Origin of the sequence: Nostoc sp. DedQUE05 (assembly GCF_034530955.1) — a bacterium.
GTDB lineage: Bacteria > Cyanobacteriota > Cyanobacteriia > Cyanobacteriales > Nostocaceae > Nostoc.
Window position 1 is genome coordinate 39,734 of sequence record NZ_JAVRCB010000010.1, and the last position, 21,115, is coordinate 60,848.

The following is a 21,115-nucleotide window of genomic DNA, read 5'->3' on the forward strand; positions in this document are numbered from 1 at the left end:
TTGCAATCTGTGTAATATTACAGCCGTTTTGTCAATCTACATAAAGATAGAGTAAACAAGTTTTAGAAGGTAGCCTAGAGGTGTAGTAAGTTATTACCAAATCCCCATGTCTGAACAAAATACCCAATCCCAACTTCCAGATTCTAAATCCGTATAACTTTTTGAATAAATCAAAATCTCAGACGAAAAATTGTATAACAAATTAATCAGCTAAAAAAACCGCCACTAAATATAATAGGGCGGTTTAGTTAAGCAATCGGAGGGTAATTACAGATTACTCTGCTAATAAATGAAATTGCTGTAACGACGTTTGCACTAAATTGAGGATTGGGGATTGGACATTGGGCATGGGGCATGGGGCATTGGGCATGGGGCATGGGGCATGGGTTATTCTCCCCTTGTCTTTTTCTTCTCTACGTTCGCGCAGCGTGTCGCAGACAGACGCTGCGCGTAGCTTGCTTCCCTGTAAGTGTACAATTTTGAATTTTGAGTCGCACCTTTGGTGCGCTAGAAGCGCAAGTTGAATTTTGAATTGATTTCTCCCCACCCCCTACTGCCTTCCATAAACACTGATTGGTTCCTTGATAAATCGGGTGTAAAGATGCTTAAAGGTAGACTTAATGACGCGGGGCATACCAAAATCAATAGGGATTAACTTGTCTGGTAGCCGCCAATCTTCTATTTTTAATAAGTCAGGATTTAAATGTGGAAACTCTATGGCAGCAAGTTCTGGACAAACTCCTAGCCTTTGAGAAGCTGCAACTGTGGGCACTTGTTCAGGAGAAACATTGAGGATTTCTACCATTGCCCGATCTAAGGCAAATATATCTGATGCGGCTGCTAAAATGCCCAGTTGGCGAGGTTCCCCATTGCTGGGGCCATTACCTTCGTGACCGATGATACCATCTAATATCGTTAAGTCAGGGTTAATCGCTCTGGCAGTTTCTACTAACATTTCACCAAATCTATTCGCGTCTTTTCCCGCTTCCATATGCCACCAAGCTTTCATTTTGCCGGGGACACAACCAAACAGGTTTTTTACACCCAGTGTTAATGTTAACTGGGCATGTGATTTAACTTTCGGTAGGTTAATCACTACGTCTGCTTCCATTGCTTCTTTAGACAGTCGCAGATGGTTAAAATTGTCACTAACGGTTTGGTAACGCTGACCGTGAAAATCGATGATGGGAAGATTGAGTTCTTCTAAAATAGGCAGATAGCCATTTGCTATTGCTACACCCTTGGCACTACCAAAAGCAGGACTATCGCCCAAAAATGGCTTACCACCAACTTCAATTATCATTTGGGCAACTTGATAAACTAGTTCGGCACGGGTGATACACTCTTTACCAGGACGCGATCCGGTAAGTAGATTCGGTTTGAGTAAAACGCGATCGCCTTTTTTTACAAACGCTGCCATTCCTCCAAAAGGTTCCAGCAGCGTGACTAAGGATTCTCTTAAAGCCTCTTGTTCGTAAGATGTAGCCCGAATAAGACTAACAGCTGGTTTTTGAGTCTGCATGGTATAGGTAGGGGATAGAGGGAGCAGGGGGAGCAGGGGAAGTAGGGGAAGCAGGGGAAGCAGGGGAAGAAGAACTATTAATTATTGTCCAATGCCCCATGCCCAATGCCCAATGCCCCATGCCCCATGCCCCATGCCCCATGCCCCATAATCTATTATTCTGTTTTGAGTGGTACGATACCACTCATTTGTTCTAGATTTAACACTGTGGCTAAATCTGTTTCATTCATTAATCCGCGTTCTAAAACAATTTGCCGTAAAGATTTACCAGTTTCTAAAGATTCTTTGGCGACAGCTGCGGCATTTAAATAACCGATGTGGGTATTTAGGGCGGTTACTAAAGCTAAACTGCCTTCAGCATAAGCTAAACAACGTTCCTGATTGGCAGTAATTCCCTCAATGCAGCGTTCGGTGAGTGCAGCGATGGTATTGCCGAGAATTTCGATACTGTGAATCAAGTTATAGGCAATTAGCGGCATCATCACATTTAATTCTAATTGTCCGGCTTGGGCGGCTAAAGCGATCGCACTATCGTAACCCATCACCTGAAAACACACCATTGATGTCATCTCTGCCATCACTGGGTTATATTTCCCTGGCATAATCGAGGAACCGGGTTGCACTGGAGGCAGTTGAATTTCTTTGAAACCAGTTTTCGGCCCCGAATCCATCAACCGTAAATCATGAGATATTTTGGCTAAATCCTGTGCTAAGTTGCGTAAAGCACCAGAAACATTTACAAATGGCGCCATACTTTGCATAGCTGCCATGAGATGGGGTGCAGGTTCTAAAGGAGTATCAATCAATTCTGAAAGAACTTCTACCACGCGGGCGCGATACAAAGGATGAGTATTTAATCCCGTTCCGGCTGCACTACCTCCCAAACCCAGCACCATCAAATCACCAGAGGCGGTATAAATCCGGTTTTGGTGTTCTGTAAGAATGTGCGCCCATGCGCGAAAATTTTCGCCCAAACGCACAGGTACAGCGTCTTGTAAGTGGGTTCTGCCAGATTTGACGATATCTTGAAATTCTACAGCTTTGTTTTCTAAAGATGCGATCGCTCCATTTATTGCTGGGTGTAATGTTTTAGATAATGCCAATAATCCACCAATGCGAATTGCTGTCGGAATCACATCATTGGTAGACTGCCCATAATTAACGTGGTCGTTGGGACTAACACGTTTGTAATTGCCCTTTTCTTCACCAAGTATTTCTAAGGCGCGATTTGCGAGAACTTCATTGACATTCATGTGATGGGATGTTCCAGCACCCGCTTGATAAACATCCACAACAAATTGATCTCGGAACTTCCCAGCTAAGATTTCATCAGTTGCTTGGACAATCGCCTGACTAATATCTTGGGGAATGCAATTTAGTTCTCCATTGACAATCGCTGTAGCTTTTTTAATGATTAATCCTGCATCTACGTAGGTAGCTAAAGGCTTAATGCCGCTAATGGGGAAGTTTTCTATGGCTCGTAGCGTTTGTATACCGTAATAAACGCTACTAGCAATTTGGCGATCGCCCATCGAATCGCGTTCGATGCGGAATTGAGAGTCTGTGTGTTCAGTCATAGTATTGTTTTAAGAGAGCTTCAGAAAACAGATTTTCCCACGCAGGCACACTCAGATACACTAATCTGCATATATTTTGCATATTTGCTTGCCAGGTTGTTGCTTTACACTTGTTAATTTTGAATTTTGAATTTTCAATGACGCTACCCAACTGGATTACCTTCTCTCGCCTTCTAGGTGTACCATTTCTGCTTTATGGCTTGTACAACCCCACACCACAAGCTAGGTGGATATGTTTGGCGATTTTTATCGTTGCGGCGTTAACTGATTGGTTAGATGGCTATTTGGCGCGGAAACTCAACCAAATTAGTGAGTTGGGTAAATTTCTCGACCCCTTAGTGGATAAATTTCTAGTACTAGCGCCATTGATGGTTTTGATTGAACTAGAAAAAATCCCGGCTTGGGGAGTATTTTTGATTTTAGCGCGGGAATTAGCGATCGCTGGTTGGCGGGTGAATCAAACGACGATTACCGGGGCGAATATTTGGGGTAAACTCAAAACTGTTAGTCAAATAGTTGCGATCGCACTTTTAATTGCACCCTTACCTGAAGTGTGGCAAACTCCCTCTCTGATTGCCTTTTGGGTTTCTGTTGCCCTAACTTTAATTTCTGGTGGTATTTATCTTTTGCCGCAAAATCCAATTAAGGAAAATACCATATTAGATGTAAAGTGAACCACGAATAAGCTACATAGGAATATTGGCAGCAACCTCAAAACTCGGAATTTCGAGAGCAAAACTCGGAATTTTGAGATCAAAACTCAAAACTTCAGGATCAGAACTGGAAACTTCGAGATCAGAACTCGAAACTTGAGATTTAAAACTCGAAACTTCAGGATCAGAACTCGAAACTTGAGATTCAAAACTCGAAACTTCAGGATCAGAACTGGAAACTTCGAGATCAAAACTCGGAATTTCGAGATCAGAACTCGGAATTTCGAGATCAGAACTCGGAATTTCGAGATCAGAACTCGAAACTTGAGATTCAAAACTCGAAACTTCAGGATCAGAACTGGAAACTTCGAGATCAAAACTCGGAACTCGGAATTTTTAGAATTCGCAAACAAGTAAAGAGTTGAGTTGAACGAATACGAGAGGCAAATTTAGCGCTTCACTTTTACACAGCTAATACTTTATTTATCAAAATCATAGCTAGGTAATCCAGTAACATCAGTTTGGAGAGCAAACAAATCACCTGAGTAGAAACTTTTTTCTATCTCCGCTTGGCTGAGTCCAACTGAAGCGGTAGTAATGTAGAGTGTTTGCAAATCTTTGCCACCAAAGGTACAACTCGTTACGAGTGGAACGGGTAGATTAATCCGCAATATTTCTTCACCCTTGGGATTGAAACGAATCACACACCACCCATCCCACATCGCTGACCAAATATTTCCTTGACTATCTATTGTTAACCCATCTGGATGGAAAGATTCATGAGTTAAATCAACAAAAGTTCGGCGGTTGATAATATTACCTGTTACTGAATCAAAGTCATAAGCATATATTTTTTGGTGAGGAGAATCAGCTAAATAAAATGTCTTCTGATCTGGACTCCAACCCAACCCATTAGAGATAGTCAATCCTGTTTCCATCACATGTAATGAGCCATCAGCATCATAACGATAGAGGCTAGCATGGGGTTTTTCTGAAGAAGACATTGAACCGATCCAAAAGCGGCCTTGAGGGTCACATTTACCATCATTGAGACGGTTCTCTGGCAGATTTGCTTCAATCTCCAAAATGGGAGTAACTTCGCCTGTCTGGGTGTTGAGGAATGCTAAATGATGACGTAGTGCCATAATTAATCTATCTGCACCTGCTGTTGCGATCGCACCTACCACATCTCCCACATCAAAAAAGCGATTTTTTCCTGTTGCAGGGTCGAATTGATGCACTCGATGGTTGTAAATATCAACCCAGTAAATTAGGTTTTGGGTAGAATCCCAGATAGGCCCTTCACCTAAACGCGCACGGGCTTCTAGTACATTGTGGAGTGGATATTGCACAATCTGGCTCATTTTATCAACCAACAATGGTATTTACAGAAACTAGTTTCAGTAGCATTCAGGCAATTTTAAAAAAGATTTGCCTGACTAATAGAGAAAATTTTCATTCCTATTTCAGTAAAGACTAAAAACGCAATTTATCGCGTCTTTCTCAGGTAGAAGAAAATATTTTTGATTTTGACTCAATCTTTACCGCGATCCGTTAACTTAAAATTAGTCGGTCAGGATTCCCTTTATGTACCAAACAGACCCGCCTCTATCTCCTAAAGAAGTCTTACCAACCATGTACGATCTTCCCAGTGAATACCCGGAGGACTCTGGTTTGCCTGACGAATTTCACCTTTTTCAGCCCCAACTTCTGCGCGAAACCTTCCGTCCACCTAACTATCCAACAGAGGAGGTATTTGTAGCCAGTGACTTAAATCTTTATTATGACCTCCGGCATACACTATGGTACAAACGCCCAGACTGGTTTGCAGCTGTGGGAGTTTCACGTCTCTACGAGCAGCAAAACTTGCGTCTAAGTTACGTCATCTGGCAAGAAGGGGTTGCTCCTTTTGTAGTGGTAGAATTGCTTTCTCCTGGTACTGAAAAAGAAGACTTAGGACAAACTCTGCGGGAAATTAACCAACCACCGACCAAATGGGAAGTTTATGAGCGGATCTTGCGAATTCCTTACTACATTGTGTTTGACCGCTACACTGACAAACTCCAAGCATTCCAATTAGTTGCAGACCGTTACAGCGAATTGGACTTGAGTACCCCACGGGTGTGGATGCCGGGTTTGGAACTGGGCTTAGGACTTTGGCAAGGTTCTTACCAACAAATTGAGCGATTGTGGCTACGTTGGTATGATGCAAGTGGGAATTGGCTGCCCACACCGCTAGAAAAACTAGAACGAGAAAGTCAACGTGCTAACAGATTAGCAGCACAACTGCGCGAGTTAGGCGTTAACCCTGATGAGTTTTGAAGATGTGAGGGGCATATCGCTGTCTGCCCCTAAACATCTTTACTCACAACGCTTTTAAAATTTCCTCATCTACAGAAAAATCTACTTCAGCTTTATCTTTTGCATTAGCCAAATAATCATTTTCCAGAGAGTCTTGTAAACCAGAAATCAAATCATATTCAGGATGCCAGTTTAATTCTGTTTGCGCTTTATTCACCGAAGCAAAGAAATGCTGCACCCGCATTGGAAAAGCTTTGCGCTTGCCGAAATCAAACTTTTTCGGGTCGTAGTGGACGATTTTGACAGCATCGGGTGATTTGCCAGCCGCAACAGCGCTAGCACGGGCTAAACCATCAAAAGTGACAAAGCGATCGCCAGAGATATTATAAATCTGTCCTATGGCTTTTTCATTGCCCAAAACCTGAGTCATTGCCAGCGCCAAGTCTTTTATATGACCTAGCTGGGTGATATGCAAACCATTTCCGGGAATAGGAACGGGGCGATCGCGCACAATTCTGTCAAAAAACCAGCCTTCTAACTCATTATAATTACGAGGCCCGTAAATATAAGTAGGACGAATGGAAGTAAAAGGTAATCCCAATTGAGTCAGGTAAGCTTCTGTTTCATGTTTACCCTTATGACGACTTTTGGGATCTACTGCATCGCCTTCTACATGGGGCAATTGATCGGATTTGAGATACACTCCCGCAGAACTCATATACACAAAATGTTGCACTCGGTCTTGAAAAATTTCTGCTAATGGTTGAGTATCAGTAAGTTCTCGTCCGTTATTGTCAAAAATGACATCAAAGTTTTCTTGTGATAATTTTGCTTTTAATTGAGTAGCATCTGTGCGATCGCCTATAATTTGTCCTACTCCCTTTAAAGAAGGTGCTGGCCGATTTCCACGATTGAACAGCACCACCTCGTGTCCTTGTTCCACCAGTAATTGAGTCAAATAAACACCAATGAACCGAGTACCACCCATAATCAGAATTCGCATAAATTCACCCTTTCATATCAGTTTTCATCGAGGGAGTAGGGACTGGGGACTAGGAATTAGGGAGACAAAAAGAAATAACTAATGCCCAATGCCCCATGCCCAATGCCCCATGCCCAATCTGAGATTATCAGGTTGTAGTATCCATCTGGAACCTCTAAGGGAAAGATTCCGTCTTATGTGCTAATCTGGGGCGCTTCCCGTTAATTAATCACAAGAGGAAACTTTTAAGTTAACGTCATCAAGTTGGCCTTTGTATTTTCCATTTATTCAAGTTAGCTGTGCCCTTGAAATATGCTCTGGTTCATGAGTGGCTAACACCCAAAGCCACCGGTGGTTCAGAACTCGTTGTCCGAGAAATTTTGAATCACATTGATGCTGATTTGTATGCTCTCATCGATTTTGAATCCAGCAATCCTGAAAGTTATTTATATAAGCGTCAAATTGGTAAGACGTTTCTCCAGAACTTTCCTTATGCCCGCAACGGTATACAAAAATACTTGCCTTTGTGGCCCTTGGCAATTGAACAAATGGATTTGCGGCATTATGATGTCATTCTGTCTTCATCCCATGCTGTTGCCAAAGGAATCCTTACCACTCCCGAACAGATGCATATTTGCTACTGTCACAGCCCTATGCGCTATGCCTGGGACTTGACCTTTGATTATCTGCACCACAGCAAACTGGGTAGTGGCTTACCTGGATGGGTGACGCGATATTTATTACATCGTTTGCGCCAGTGGGATGTATTGAGTGCCAATCGCGTTGATTATTTCATTGCCAACTCGCAACATACAGCTCGGCGGATTTGGCGTTGCTATCGACGAGAAGCAACAGTCATTTACCCACCAGTGAATATTGCTCAATTTCTGTTTCTGTCTGAGAAAGAAGACTTCTACCTGACAGTTTCCCGGTTAGTGAGTTACAAGCAAATATCGTTGATTGTCAAGGCTTTTAATCAACTAAAACGACCGTTAGTAGTCATTGGTACAGGAGATGAAATGAACAAGATTCGCGAGATGGCAAACTCTAATATCCAAATACTGGGATGGCAACCCGATAATGTGGTAAAAAAATATATGTCTAGGGCTAAGGCGTTTGTATATGCAGCTTGTGAAGATTTTGGTATTGCCTTAGTGGAAGCACAAGCTTGCGGCACGCCAGTGATTGCTTATGGTGCAGGGGGTGCTTTAGAAACAGTGCGAGATATTCGCTCTGATGCGGATACAGGGACAGGTATATTTTTCAAGACGCAAACAGAGGCGGCTTTGGTGGAGGCAGTAGAAAAATTTGAAATGTATGAGGGTTCATTCAATTCTGAGTATATGCGATCGCACGCTGCGCAGTTTTCACCGCAAATCTTTGCAGATCGTTATCTAGATTTTGTAAACAAGTGCAACGAAAAAAGACCATTTTTGCAATGATGGTCTTGATTAACGTCTTATTTTTTTAGGCTTTTGGCAATTTCCCCCAGAAGCATCTCATTTTGGCTTTAATATTGGGACTATGTGTGGTGTGGATTATTAAGGAGTATGATGACTGCCCAGAGCTCACTCCTCTCCGGCAAGCGAGGCGTAAGGCAAGACACTAGAGCGTCTGTGCGTTTCTTAAAACGCGGTCAAAAAACGAAGACGCCAAAAGTTAAGCCCAAAGGTTTATCTTTTCAGGGTTTAAACGGAGAGTTTGCCAAGCGACTGTTCGATATAGTGTTTTCGCTGTCGGTATTGATTTTGTTCTTCCCCGTCTACTTAATTTTGGCCTTGCTGATTGCCTTCAGCTCAGAAGGGCCAATATTTTATGTCCAGGAACGGGTAGGGAAAAATTACAAAGCGTTTAATTGTATTAAATTCCGAACAATGGTAAGCAATGCGGATGAAATCCTCATGCAAATGATGGAAACATCGCCCGAATTGCGACAAGAATTTGAGAGCAGTTTTAAGCTAAAACAAGACCCCCGGATTACCAAAATTGGTCGATTTTTGCGAATTACTAGCTTAGACGAATTTCCCCAGTTCTGGAACGTTTTAAAAGGGGATATGAGTGTAGTCGGGCCCCGACCCTTGGTAAGAGAAGAACTTCCAAAATACGGTTATCACATTGATGAGATTTTAACAATCCGTCCAGGAATTACTGGTTTGTGGCAGGTATCTGGGCGTAATGACATTCCCTATCCTCGGAGAGTCCAAATAGACCTGCATTATGTCAAATTTAGGAATTTCTGGCTTGATTTATGGATCATCTTGAAAACTGTTGATGTAGTAATTCTACCCAAAAATAACGGCGCATACTAAGTAAATACTTAGGGTGGATTCTGTGGGGCAGTTAATGCCCCTAAGTACCAATTCTCCCCTCACAGGATTGCTCATGTTTATTTCTATCATTTGTGCTTTTCTACTTAATTCAGACTTCTGTGAGTGTGGATATTTGGTACTTTTGTGAGAAGTCTAATTTCAAATGGCTATTTTATTAAGTCTTCACATAACTAGAGATATATGAAGTTTTGACAAAAAATATATATAAAAATAATCTCGATCGTCTGGTAGAAGAAAATATACATAATTAAATAATTTTGAGTTATCTAAATGTTGGACTTACGTGCTAAATTGCTTTTTCTTCAGTATATTTATTTACGGAAAAAGTTTCAGAACAACAAGAACTCGTAGGTTTCCCATTAGGCAATTCAGCAATTAGTTGCTAGGTTGTATCAGATTGGCTGTAACTTTTTAATCAAAGACAATAAGGGATAATTGAGCATGACGCAACAGAAGCGAGCGTTGATTACTGGTATTACTGGACAAGATGGTTCATATCTAAGTGAGTTTTTGTTGGAACAAGGTTATGAGGTTCATGGGGTAATTCGCCGGACTTCTACCTTCAACACAGACCGCATCGATCACATTTACGAAGACCCCCACAAAGAGGGAGTGCGCTTGTTTCTTCACTACGGTGACTTGACAGACGGTACAACGTTACGGCGTATTTTAGAAGAAGTAAAGCCAGTAGAAATTTACAACCTCGGCGCTCAATCCCACGTCAGAGTCAGTTTTGATTCACCAGAATACACAGTAGATGCAGTAGGAATGGGGACATTGCGTCTGTTGGAAGCAATTCGAGACTACCAGCATCGTACCGGAATTCAGGTGCGATTTTACCAGGCGGGTTCTTCAGAAATGTATGGTTTAGTACAAGCAATACCTCAAACTGAGACAACGCCCTTTTATCCCCGCAGTCCCTATGCCTGTGCGAAAGTTTACGCTCACTGGCAAACTGTAAATTATCGTGAATCTTATAATTTGTTTGCTTGTAATGGCATACTTTTTAACCACGAGTCACCACGGCGGGGTGAAACCTTTGTAACCCGCAAAATTACTAGAGCGGTAGCTGGTATCGTTGCTGGGAAGCAGAAAAAGATTTATATGGGTAATCTAGATGCCAAGCGAGATTGGGGCTATGCGAAGGATTACGTCAAAGCAATGTGGTTGATGTTGCAGAAAGACCAGCCAGACGATTACGTAATTGCTACTGGTGAAACCCACTCGGTACGAGAGTTTTTGGAACTGGCATTTAGTTATGTGAATCTTAATTGGCAAGATTATGTAGAGTTTGATGAGCGTTACCTGCGTCCATCTGAGGTAGAGTTGTTGATTGGCGATTCTACCAAAGCACGGCAGAACTTGGGCTGGACACCATCAGTAACCTTTGAAGAACTAGTTTCCCTAATGGTAGAAGCAGACTTACAAGCATTGGGTCATACTTCACCCAATGGAAAAGGTTCGCAATTTCCAGATGATATTGCAACTATTCGTCAAACACTGGGCGCTTTGCACTTCTGATTCGCATCACAGAGGATAAAATATGACCGCCTTAGAACTAAAAAATAAACGGATTCTAGTCACTGGTGGATCGGGGTTTCTAGGCCGTCAGGTGATAGATCAACTGTGTAAAGCAGGAGCCGATCGCGAGAAAATTACAATACCGCGATCGCGCGATCACGATTTGCGGGTCTGGGAAAATAGCCAACGTGCAGTTGACCAGCAAGACATAATCATCCATCTAGCAGCTCATGTCGGTGGTATTGGTTTGAACCGCGAAAAACCCGCAGAGTTGTTCTACGATAACTTGATTATGGGAACCCAGCTAATTCACGCTTCCTATCAAGCGGGAGTAGAAAAATTTGTTTGTGTTGGCACAATCTGCGCCTATCCTAAATTCACTCCAGTACCATTCAAAGAAGACGATCTGTGGAATGGTTACCCAGAGGAAACTAACGCCCCTTACGGAATTGCAAAAAAAGCGCTTTTAGTTCAATTGCAATCTTACCGTCAACAGTACGGTTTTAATGGGATTTACCTACTGCCAGTAAATTTATATGGCCCAGAAGATAACTTTGACCCCGGAAGTTCTCATGTCATTCCAGCGTTAGTTCGCAAAGTTCACGAAGCCCAAATTAATGCAGAAAAGCAACTTGCAGTTTGGGGTGATGGCAGTCCTACCCGTGAGTTTCTCTATTCAGAAGATGCAGCGCGGGGGATTGTGATGGGGACTCAATTCTATAATGAATCGGAACCAGTTAATTTGGGAACAGGTTATGAAATCTCCATTCTTGATTTAGTAACTCTAATCTGCGACTTGATGGAGTTTAAGGGGGAAATTGTGTGGCAAACTGATAAGCCTAATGGTCAACCCCGCCGCTGTTTAGATACTGAACGGGCAAATCTTGCCTTTAATTTCACGGCTCAAGTGAGTTTTGAGCAAGGGCTAAAGAATACCATTGAGTGGTATCGTCAACACGCTGCATAACAATGTACTGCTGAATGTAGAGTGATACAAGCTGGGCGATGCCCAGCTTATTTTTTTGAATATTTTTATTTATATGGACAAAGTCAATCATCAACTAAATAAAGCACAACTGCGCCGCACTCTACTTAAAAGACGTAAATCAATGTCCGTTGGAGAATGGAGAGAAAAAAGCGATCGCTTATGCTTTCATTTACAAAATTCTACTTTGTTTACCCAAGCAAAAACAATACTCGCTTATTTCAGCTTTCGCCAAGAACCCGATCTCACTCCACTATTTGCAAACACAAAATACCGTTGGGGATTTCCTCGCTGCGTTGATAAATCCCTATGTTGGCATATTTGGACACCGAGTGTTCCTATCCAAAGTGGCGCTTATGGGATTAGTGAACCACACCCCGACGCTCCAATCTTAGATGCTGCCGAAGTAGATTTGATTCTCGTCCCTAGTGTCGCTTGTGACTATCAAGGATATCGCTTAGGCTATGGCGGCGGATATTACGATCGCTTGCTCAGTTTACCGCAATGGCAGACAAAGCCGACTATCGGAATTGTCTTTGATTTTGCCTATTTGTCTCATATACCTATTGAACCTTGGGATAAACCACTACAAGTTATTTGTACGGAAACCGGATTGACTCAAAAAGGTTCCAGGATTCAGGATAATGAGGACACATTATCAAATGTTTTATGACTAATCCAACGTCATCTACCACTGAGCAGGAAGCAATAATTGACGAAATTATAGCAACTAGTCTCCAAGCTCAACAAAAAACAGGCCCAGACCTCCGCCAAATTCATAGCAAAAGTCATGGACTCGTTTGGGGAGAGTTTATTATTGAACCCAATCTTCCTGAAGACCTAAAAGTAGGTTTGTTCAAAACGCCTCAAACCTATCCTGCGTGGATTCGTTTCTCTAGTGGTGGTTCGCCTGAAAAACGTGGTAAATTTCACTCCGATAGCCAGCCTGATGTTCGCGGTATCGCCATCAAGGTGATGAATGTGGACGGGCAAAAAGTCTTGGATGATGAAGAAAAAACTCAAGATTTTATACTTAACAATTATCCTATTTTCTTGACTAAAGATGTTCGTGATTACGCCGACCTTTCCCAAGCAGGTAGTGGAAAACTGTCCCCAGAACGGCTGGAAGAACTTGGTTACGCCTTTGCTATCTTGCAAAAAATTGGTAGCAAAAAGGTAGGAAATCCACTTTTGATTCAATATTGGAGTATGGCTCCGTTTAAATTTGGTGAGCGGATTGTAAAATTATCTGTCAAATCTCAACAACCTGAAAAACCACCAGAAATACTTCCAGAATCAGAAAATTACCTTCGAGAAACGCTGGTCAAATATTTGACTGAAGAAGGTCGAGAAGCATCTTTTGACTTCCTAATTCAGTTTTATGTAGATGACGACAAAACACCGATTGAAGACCACGTTCAGGAATGGCAAGAAGCAGATTCACCATTTATTAAAGTTGCAACTGTGCGTATTCCCAGTCAGAAATTTGACTTTGAAGAACGCAAACGCTTAGATGAGGGTATATTGTTTTCCCCTTGGCATACACTGCTAGAGCATGAGCCTGTTGGAAGTGTGAATCTCTCTCGTAAGAGGCTTTACAGCGAACTTGCAAAGTATCGGCGAGAACAAATTGCCCAACGTTCGCGGGAACCACAACCTTATGTAGCGATTGAAGATTAACTACTGTGAATTGGCTTTAGCCTGTAAGAGAAACTTTTGAACCCTGTGTGTACAGAAGCTAAGTTGCAAAAAAATTGTAGGTTGGGTGGAGGCTTTGCATAACCCAACATCCTGATAATCAGTTGGGCTGCGCTCCGCTCCACCCAATCTACGTCTACTTAATCAACGACGAACTGTGTCACAAAGATACTGTCCTCCTGTCGCGCTAAAACAAGAGGTGCGTTGTTTTGCCGCTTCTCCTGCTGGAATAGGTTTTAGTGAGGCGATAGTGTAATAAGAAACTCCAGCAAAAGTATTACCAGGCCCATCAAGGTCATTAAAAGTTATGGAAGTTCCTGAAGCTACTTTACTAAAATTCCATTCTTTTGGTGCATAGCCATAAGCTGTTGACCGCCACATTTGCACGTAAACCGTTTTACCAGGTAAGTTAGCAGCATTGACTGTAAGATCAACAGTTGATGAAGACATGCTCAGTCGGCTGGAAACAGGTGATGCAAAAGGAATGCTAGAGCTAGAAATCCTATTTTGAGAAGTTATAAACTCTGGGTACTGTAGTTCTCTGGTTGGCATTTCATCAAAAAACATTGCGATTTCCTGGCTTCGATTTGCCGAGCAAACCCCATTTACCTTTTGAGTTACACTCACGTGAAGGTGATAGGGAAGCGTAGCACCTACAGATGTCGTATTTCCAGATATAGCTATAACTTGCCCTTGCTGTACTGTTTGACCTTCAGAAACTTTAAACTCATTTAGATGCAAGTAAATGGAGCAAAAATTGTCTCCGTGGTCAATAATCAGCATATTACCGCCACCCTCAGAGTCGAACGCTTTACGATAAACTGTGCCACCACGAATAGCTAGGACATTTTCTTTATTCATACCAAAATCAATGGCATGACGACCAGTTGCTCTGTTGTGAGTCCCTGTTACCTTACGAGATTGACCAGCGGCAAAGGGAAGCTTAATGTTTTTATATTGTCCATAAACTACAGCATCAGCACTTGGTGGTTTGATGCTCAAGCTGAGTGCAGGAAGTATTACAGCGAATGCACTAATTAAAGCTAAACGTCGTATGTTCATAAATTTCCAAAACTTAAATAACTGAAAAGAATTAATGGAAAGCCAAACAACAGTATATTTGTAATGATTTAACTGTTTGTCTTGCTATATCTGTTTCACCTATAGGACTTTTTCTACCTGTAGATATATTTAAACATATTATTGACACAAGTCGATCAATTAAATAGGATTAAAAATCTAGCTAGGTATCCCTCAAATATTTTTTAAATAAACAGCAAATAGCATTATTCTTACATTACTATTGAATTAGAAAATCACATTTATAATTATTTTGCTGACTGTGCAAATATCTTTTATGAAAGGAATTTTTCCTCATTAATCAAATGCTGAACTGGAAAAAGTCACGATCGCAAAATCTGCTAATGTATGCGCTGTTGGGAGCGATCGCACTGTTGATGCTCTTTCCTTTACTATGGCTAATCAGTACATCCTTGAAATCGCCAACGGAAAATATTTTTCAGTCGCCGCCACAGTTGCTACCTAGCCAACCGACACTAAATAACTTCTCTAGTGTGTGGAACTCTCTACCTTTTGGACAATACCTGTATAACAGTACCTTGGTATCAGTGCTGACTGTGGGCTTAAATCTGCTGTTTTGCGCCTTGGCTGCCTATCCGTTGGCAAGATTATCGTTTGTCGGGCGAGACTGGATTTTTGTAGCGATCGTCTCTACGATTATGATTCCCTTCCAAATCGTGATGATTCCCCTTTATATTTTGACAGTCCAGATGGGTTTGAGAAATACTTATTTAGGGATGATTTTTCCGAGTTTAGCTTCTGCCTTTGGCATTTTTCTGTTGCGCCAAGCTTTCATGAGTGTCCCCAAAGAAATAGAAGAAGCCGCCCGGATGGATGGCAGCTCAGAGTTAGGTTTGTGGTGGCATATTATGTTACCAGCAGTTCGCCCAGCACTGGTAACTTTAGCTATTTTTGTATTCATTGGTGCTTGGAGTGACTTTTTGTGGCCTTTAATTGTCATCCAAGACGAAAATTTATATACTCTTCCCTTGGGAGTCGCAAAGCTAGCAGGTACATTTTCCCTTGACTGGCGGTTAGTAGCGGCTGGCTCAGTGATTGCGATCGCTCCAGTATTATTACTATTTTTGTTTTTACAACGTTACATTGTACCTACAGAAACAGGTAGCGGTGTTAAGGGATGAAAAAAGAATTCAGAATTCAGAAGTCAGAACAAGAAAGTGGTAGATGAGGGAGATGAGGGAGACAAGGGAGACAAGGGGACAAGGAGATAAACAAAACTCCTAACTCTTAACTCTTAACTCAGCACGGGCTAAACGCCCCGCTGACGCTAACAGTACTCCTAATGCCCAATGCTCTAATTTAATAAGCCCCAGTCTTTTTCAAGACTACCCAGATAGTTTTAATAATCAGACTCAGATCGTAAGTTACAGACCACTTGCGTTGATAATCCATATCCATTTTCACAATGGTTTCAAAGTCTGTAATGCTGGAACGCCCATTAGCTTGCCATTCGCCGGTAATGCCTGGTTTGACTCGCAATCTATCCCAGTGGTGTGGATCGTAATTGCTGACTTCATCAGGAGTAGGTGGACGAGTACCAACTAAACTCATGTCCCCTAACAAAACATTCCAAAATTGAGGGAATTCATCCAAGCTAGTACGCCGCAAAAATTTCCCAACAGGAGTAATGCGAGGATCGTCAATGGATTTAAAAATATGACCTTTGGCTTGGTTCTCAACCAAATGCTTGAATTTATCAGCATCGACTATCATTGAGCGGAATTTCCAGATGCGGAAAGTTTTTCCGTTTAAACCACAGCGAATTTGGGAATAAAATATTGGACTTGGCTCATGAATAAAAGTAGCAATTGCTACAGGAATTGATATTATAAATGTAATAATCAGCCCGACAATGGCTCCAACAATGTCAATTAATCGTTTTCTCACGCTTAAAGTTGATGGGTGTGAAGGCTGTTGTAAACAATTAACTGAATAAAGATAAAGATTATTCACAAGGGCTAACTTAGTTTTATAACAGGAATTTTTACATTAGTAGTGTAGACATAGACATGATTGTTAGGCGATTTTTTCTACTGTTGTCGATACTACTGAGTGTTAATATACACAAATTTTAGCCGATATAAAAACCAAAAACCAAAAATTTACAGAATCTTTCAATTCAAGTGATAGATTGTAAAATTACGGTATTTTATCTATCTAATAAAAACTAATAAAAAGATAATACTATCGTATATATCCCACATATCCCAAAAATTACTGTGCTGAAGTACTAGTAGTAATTCGCAAAATTCCAAATGCTCGTAACATAAGCATTTGGAATTTTGAGTAGTATTCTTATTTCTAGCGCGATCTGCTAGTCTCAACGATCGACCTCTAAGGCAAAATTCACCGTATATGGTTCCTCCAGTGATTGCTGATTACTAGCCTTAATTGCATCTAGATAGCGACGTAAAGACAACAGTTGTTGAGAATTGGGACGATAAGTGAGACTTCCTTGTTTTTCAAAAAGTGGTGCTGTGGCGATCGCCTGATAGTCAGGATTTTCTTGCGAACTCTGGGTCAGCCAGGTTGATTCTGTGACTGAAGGTATCAAACCGGAAGGCAGTTCACCTTCCAAAAAAGCCAGCAGCCGTTGCTGACAAATGCGAGTATTAATCCCACGACCCTCAAATAACTGAATAACTTCACCGAAAGATAAGGGACGGTCTGGTAGCAATCGCAACAATTCTGTAAACAAGAAATAATCAGTGTATTGTTGCCTGGGTATATCTAAAATCTGCGGATGCAAAGGCAGCATCGCCAAACCATAAGCAACCCGGCTGCAATTGGGAGCGCCGTTTTCACCGAGATATAAATCTTGAATAATCTTAGTGCTGGGAAGTTTTTGCCGTAACCAGCGGTTCACCGTCCCAATACAAGCCACTCCACCAGTCAGAATCGCTTGATTAATGGCTTCTGTGGGGATACCACGAGCTACCAATAACTTGTTAAGTTCTCGGTTCAGGCGGCGCACAAAGGGAATAAATACCTGGCTTTCTAAGTCTCGTCGCTGCAAAACCCACCGCTGATCGGCTAATTCTAGGGTAAAAGAGTCTTGGTGTTGCAAAATCAGCTTTAGGGCTAATGCCGCATCTAATACCGCCTGTCCCAGTAAAGAACTTTCTAGACGTTGCTGGAGACGAATGCGAGCGGTGATATCTGGTTCTCCAACTCTAGGTAGTTCTAATTCTTCCAACCCTAAAGTCTGCCAATGCATTTGGTCTAAACCGGGAATTGACGGTTGCCATTGCCAAGAATTACTCGTGGTAGTTTTGCCATCGCTTGGTGTTTCTCTGCGTGATTGCCGAGATTTCGGTGGCAATAGCAGTTGGCAAATTATATCTTGTTCAATACCCTTGCCAGCATAAGCAAAACTATGGAGCATGAAATCATTGTATGTCAGTTGCTGCAAGGTTTCTGGTAGATTCACCAGCAACATTTCTGTGGCAGTTGTCCCAATGTTAATCACCAGGGTGTTGCCAACAATCGGATGTTCGCTAGTTTTTGCTGGATGAGTACCTTGAGCATCGCTTAGTTTTACTTGCTCACCATTAGCAGCATCAAGTTCCGAAAGTAGGCTAGCGATCGCTTCTTCAACAAAAAAGACTTGCTGCGGATGTTGAATGAGTTTGCTAGTGAGTAAAGCTTCCCGCACATTAAAGCGGTATTGTTCCGACCAGCTAGATGGACAGGTACAAATTACACCAGCAATATTATTGATAATCTGGGGAAAATCTTGTTCGCCGATCCCCATAGCGGCAGCCATTAAACTAGGGGTAGTACTTGTTTTTTCGGATTTGAGGGTTAATAGTAACTTAGAGAGCGATCGCACAACCCAAATCAAAGGCCCTGCCGAAAATTCATTTAATTGCAAAACAGGTTCCCATTTCTGTCGTTCGCTCTTGTAGGGAATGGCTACTTGTAAGTAAGGCTTCAACTGCGCTGAGTAGAGGTTATTTTTCGTCGGATCTGCTGTCGATTTTGGTGTTGCAGGAGTAGTAGCCGAGCGATCGGGTGCTTTATCTTGGGCAACAGCCGCAGGTGCTGTCTGCTCATGTGCTTCGATAGTTTCGTTTTCACCGTGGGGTACAGAAGCTGTAGGCAGATAAACCTCTGTTGGTAAACGAAACGATTGCTGAAAGGAACTTGTTCCTGGCGGATTTTCTGCTGACCAGTAGATAGGATGTACAACAAAAGTCGAGCGATTTAATAATGTAGCGGAAATTCCTGTTGTACCTAAATCAATTCCTAAATACCAGACTGATTCTAAAGTATTTAACGAAACTTCTGGATTATTTATGGAGTTGGCAATCGGAGGTAAAGAACTTTCGGGAACAGGAGTTGTGACTTCCTTTTTTTTTTCAGTTTCTACCTGGGGAACTGCCAAACTGGAGAAAACAGCTGATGTATTTTCCGTTATTTGGAGATTTTCAGGGGAAGTTGTGGGGATTGTATTTTGAATGTTATCAAATGGTTCCGAGAAAGCACTCAAGTTATTAGCTGGCTGCGACTCAGAATTTAGCTGCCGATCGAAATTAGCCAAATCCCGATCTAATTGCTGCAACTGTTCTTCATCTAAAGAAATATCTGGTACGGCTGGAGACTGGTTTGATTCAATAGAAAGTAAGTTTTCTTGGGGTGAAGCAGCAATGTAGTTATCTGAAGACAGTTCGGAGCGATCGCTGTTAATTAATACTTGCGATGTGGCGATATTTTCGCTAGGCTCTGCCAAGGCAATTTCTGGTACTTCTGGAGTCACTGGTGCTGTGGTTGTGGCATCATCCATAAAAGATGACACTTCCAGCAGTTGCAGTTCACTATCTCTATCAGGCAATAGGTCAGTTCCTGTAGCTGTGGCATTATCCACAGAAGAAGATGAGACTTCCAGCAATTGCAGTTCACTATCGGTATCAGGTAATAACTCAGTTAGGGTATTAATTGTATCAACACTAGCTGGCTGAGTGCCGATTTGTACTGACAAACTGTCTATTTGTGGAGTAGAGAAGCTAAGAGGTGAATCTAGGTCAGTCTCTTCTTCAAAAAATAGTTCTTCCTGTGGCTCTGATGAATCTGTGCTTTCTTTTCCTAAAGTCTCTGGGGTTGAAAGATCCGTATCTGGAGTAATAACCGCAGAATCCACGGTTGGAGAGACAGGCGGGGTCTGGGCGATGTTCAACTGTGATGCAGAGGCTGTGGAAGCAGATAAGTCATTTGTGGGAATATCGAGGCTGGGATTATTAACATCACCAGCATCAAACAAACTGGCGTAAAGTTGGTCTACTTCATCACCAATTGCCGCAGAAATATCTTCCGGTAATTCGGTCGGGGTTTGAGAATATTCAGATGATACACCAAGCTGCAACAGCACTGCATCTAGATCCTCTGTGAGCGTAGTTTCCTGTTGCTCAATTGCGAGTAGAGATGAAGTTTCTGGCTGGATAAGCTCCAATGGTTGGGGCGCAATTCCAGCAGCCATCTCGCTTGGTTCAGTCAATGATGGTAGTGTCTCAGATTCTCCTCCCAGGAAAGATGACTGCGAACTAGGGGATTCTTGTTGCAAATGCTGGGTCAAATTGTTGACAAAGCTGGCCATCAGCTGTTCGCCTTGCATCCCCTTGCTATGCATTCTTGCCAGTGCTTGCGACAGGGATTCGTAATAAGTATTAATATTGCGCTGTAGTGCTTCAAAGACTACATTCACTGTCCCATCTAGTGATAATAGGCGTCGATCTAACTCCCTAGCTAGCTGGGTTAAGCGCTCCACATCGTCAGAGGATTCTAATAAAGATTGAGTTGCAGAATTTGCGTAATTAATAGCTTCTGAAGAACTGGCGGAATTTTCCCTCGTCTGTCCAAGCAGTGGTGTTAAAGTTGGCACAAGGCGACTCATGAGTACCTGTAAAAACTCGGTAATCATTTGCTCCTGGTTTGTCAACTGCTGCGCTAAGGAGTAGTTTTGCAATCGCTTTTGCTCTAGTTGCCGAATTTCTTGTATGAGAGTGGCTCGCTCTTGCAAAAGCAATTCTAATTCCGATCGCAACGGCTGAATCAATCTCGAAAATTCATTATTTAATTGTCCGGTGCCAACAGTATTCTCTTCCTGAGTGAGTTCGGGCGGTGGTAGTGGATACTGATTATTACCGCGATCGATAAATTTTGTTAACAAAGGCGATGGCTCCCCCAAGGGCGATCGCGGTTCTTCAGAAGACTGATTTGGGATGCTGCTCTCTAATGCTTCTTTTTCTTGTAACCTCACCAAGAAGTCGCGAATTCGCTCTAAAACTTCTTTCGGCTCTTGCGCCTGACCAGACAAAAATCTAGACAGGCGCTTGCCACCGCTGGCAAGTAAGTTGTCAATGTCTGCGATCAGCTTTTGAATTTCATCTGTACTAAAAGTCACTTTGATTACCTTACTTAAAAATGTATGTCAACTAATGTGACAATT

16 protein-coding genes are annotated in these 21,115 nt (G+C 42.1%); 9 read left to right on the forward strand and 7 right to left on the reverse strand.

Translation table 11 applies throughout. From position 1 onward, the window contains the following. Nucleotides 1–550 precede the first annotated feature (550 nt). Nucleotides 551–1,522, reverse strand: a complete 972-nt coding sequence (locus RMZ42_RS09340; protein ID WP_322671156.1) for a DUF362 domain-containing protein — start codon at nt 1,520–1,522, stop codon at nt 551–553. 155 nt (nt 1,523–1,677) lie between these two features. Then, entirely contained in the window at nt 1,678–3,099 is a 1,422-nt protein-coding gene (locus tag RMZ42_RS09345) for an aspartate ammonia-lyase (protein WP_322671157.1), read from the reverse strand. Nucleotides 3,100–3,236: 137 nt separating this feature from the next. Between RMZ42_RS09345 and pgsA the strand changes: the two genes are divergently transcribed. Next, entirely contained in the window at nt 3,237–3,773 is a 537-nt protein-coding gene (gene pgsA, locus RMZ42_RS09350) for a CDP-diacylglycerol--glycerol-3-phosphate 3-phosphatidyltransferase (protein WP_322671158.1), read from the forward strand. Nucleotides 3,774–4,231: 458 nt separating this feature from the next. Here the strand turns inward: pgsA and RMZ42_RS09355 are convergent, their stop codons facing one another. Then, nucleotides 4,232–5,116 (reverse strand): SMP-30/gluconolactonase/LRE family protein, encoded by an 885-nt coding sequence (locus tag RMZ42_RS09355; protein WP_322671159.1) that lies wholly within the window; start codon nt 5,114–5,116, stop codon nt 4,232–4,234. Between the two features lie 223 nt (nt 5,117–5,339). On the opposite strand from RMZ42_RS09355, the gene RMZ42_RS09360 reads away from it, so the two are divergent. Continuing rightward, on the forward strand, nt 5,340–6,074 hold the full coding sequence (locus RMZ42_RS09360) for a Uma2 family endonuclease (RefSeq protein WP_322671160.1): 735 nt from the start codon (nt 5,340–5,342) through the stop codon (nt 6,072–6,074). Nucleotides 6,075–6,117: 43 nt separating this feature from the next. Here the strand turns inward: RMZ42_RS09360 and RMZ42_RS09365 are convergent, their stop codons facing one another. After that, nucleotides 6,118–7,056, reverse strand: coding sequence for an NAD-dependent epimerase/dehydratase family protein (locus tag RMZ42_RS09365; RefSeq protein WP_322671161.1), 939 nt, complete (start codon nt 7,054–7,056; stop codon nt 6,118–6,120). A 278-nt stretch (nt 7,057–7,334) separates the two neighbouring features. Between RMZ42_RS09365 and RMZ42_RS09370 the strand changes: the two genes are divergently transcribed. The 6 genes from RMZ42_RS09370 (at nt 7,335) to RMZ42_RS09395 (ending at nt 13,551) form a co-directional block, all read left to right on the forward strand. Beyond that, entirely contained in the window at nt 7,335–8,477 is a 1,143-nt protein-coding gene (locus tag RMZ42_RS09370) for a glycosyltransferase (RefSeq protein ID WP_322671162.1), read from the forward strand. Nucleotides 8,478–8,588: 111 nt separating this feature from the next. Continuing rightward, a complete protein-coding gene (locus RMZ42_RS09375) occupies nt 8,589–9,344 on the forward strand; it encodes a sugar transferase (protein ID WP_322671249.1) in 756 nt (251 codons plus the stop codon). 462 nt (nt 9,345–9,806) lie between these two features. Continuing rightward, entirely contained in the window at nt 9,807–10,886 is a 1,080-nt protein-coding gene (gmd, locus tag RMZ42_RS09380) for a GDP-mannose 4,6-dehydratase (RefSeq protein ID WP_322671163.1), read from the forward strand. Between the two features lie 22 nt (nt 10,887–10,908). Further along, complete coding sequence (locus RMZ42_RS09385) at nt 10,909–11,853, forward strand: GDP-L-fucose synthase (protein ID WP_322671164.1); 945 nt, start codon at nt 10,909–10,911, stop codon at nt 11,851–11,853. A 73-nt stretch (nt 11,854–11,926) separates the two neighbouring features. Further along, a complete protein-coding gene (locus tag RMZ42_RS09390; RefSeq protein WP_322671165.1) occupies nt 11,927–12,544 on the forward strand; it encodes a 5-formyltetrahydrofolate cyclo-ligase in 618 nt (205 codons plus the stop codon). Continuing rightward, the gene (locus tag RMZ42_RS09395; RefSeq protein ID WP_322671166.1) at nt 12,541–13,551 is read left to right on the forward strand and encodes a catalase family protein; all 1,011 of its coding nucleotides are present in this window, start codon (nt 12,541–12,543) and stop codon (nt 13,549–13,551) included. The genes RMZ42_RS09390 and RMZ42_RS09395 overlap by 4 nt, the downstream gene beginning before the upstream one ends. 162 nt (nt 13,552–13,713) lie before the next feature. On the opposite strand, the gene RMZ42_RS09400 is transcribed toward RMZ42_RS09395, so the two are convergent. Continuing rightward, on the reverse strand, nt 13,714–14,631 hold the full coding sequence (locus RMZ42_RS09400) for a M23 family metallopeptidase (protein WP_322671167.1): 918 nt from the start codon (nt 14,629–14,631) through the stop codon (nt 13,714–13,716). Nucleotides 14,632–14,954: 323 nt separating this feature from the next. Here RMZ42_RS09400 and RMZ42_RS09405 point away from each other — a divergent pair, with 323 nt between their 5' ends. After that, a complete protein-coding gene (locus RMZ42_RS09405) occupies nt 14,955–15,791 on the forward strand; it encodes a carbohydrate ABC transporter permease (protein ID WP_322671168.1) in 837 nt (278 codons plus the stop codon). Between the two features lie 178 nt (nt 15,792–15,969). Here RMZ42_RS09405 and RMZ42_RS09410 read toward each other — a convergent pair whose 3' ends face one another. Together RMZ42_RS09410 and RMZ42_RS09415 are read right to left on the reverse strand one after the other, a co-directional pair. Beyond that, nucleotides 15,970–16,623 (reverse strand): sugar transferase, encoded by a 654-nt coding sequence (locus tag RMZ42_RS09410; RefSeq protein WP_322671169.1) that lies wholly within the window; start codon nt 16,621–16,623, stop codon nt 15,970–15,972. A gap of 367 nt (nt 16,624–16,990) precedes the next feature. Continuing rightward, nucleotides 16,991–21,070 (reverse strand): hypothetical protein, encoded by a 4,080-nt coding sequence (locus tag RMZ42_RS09415; RefSeq protein WP_322671170.1) that lies wholly within the window; start codon nt 21,068–21,070, stop codon nt 16,991–16,993. Between the last annotated feature and the right edge of the window lie 45 nt (nt 21,071–21,115).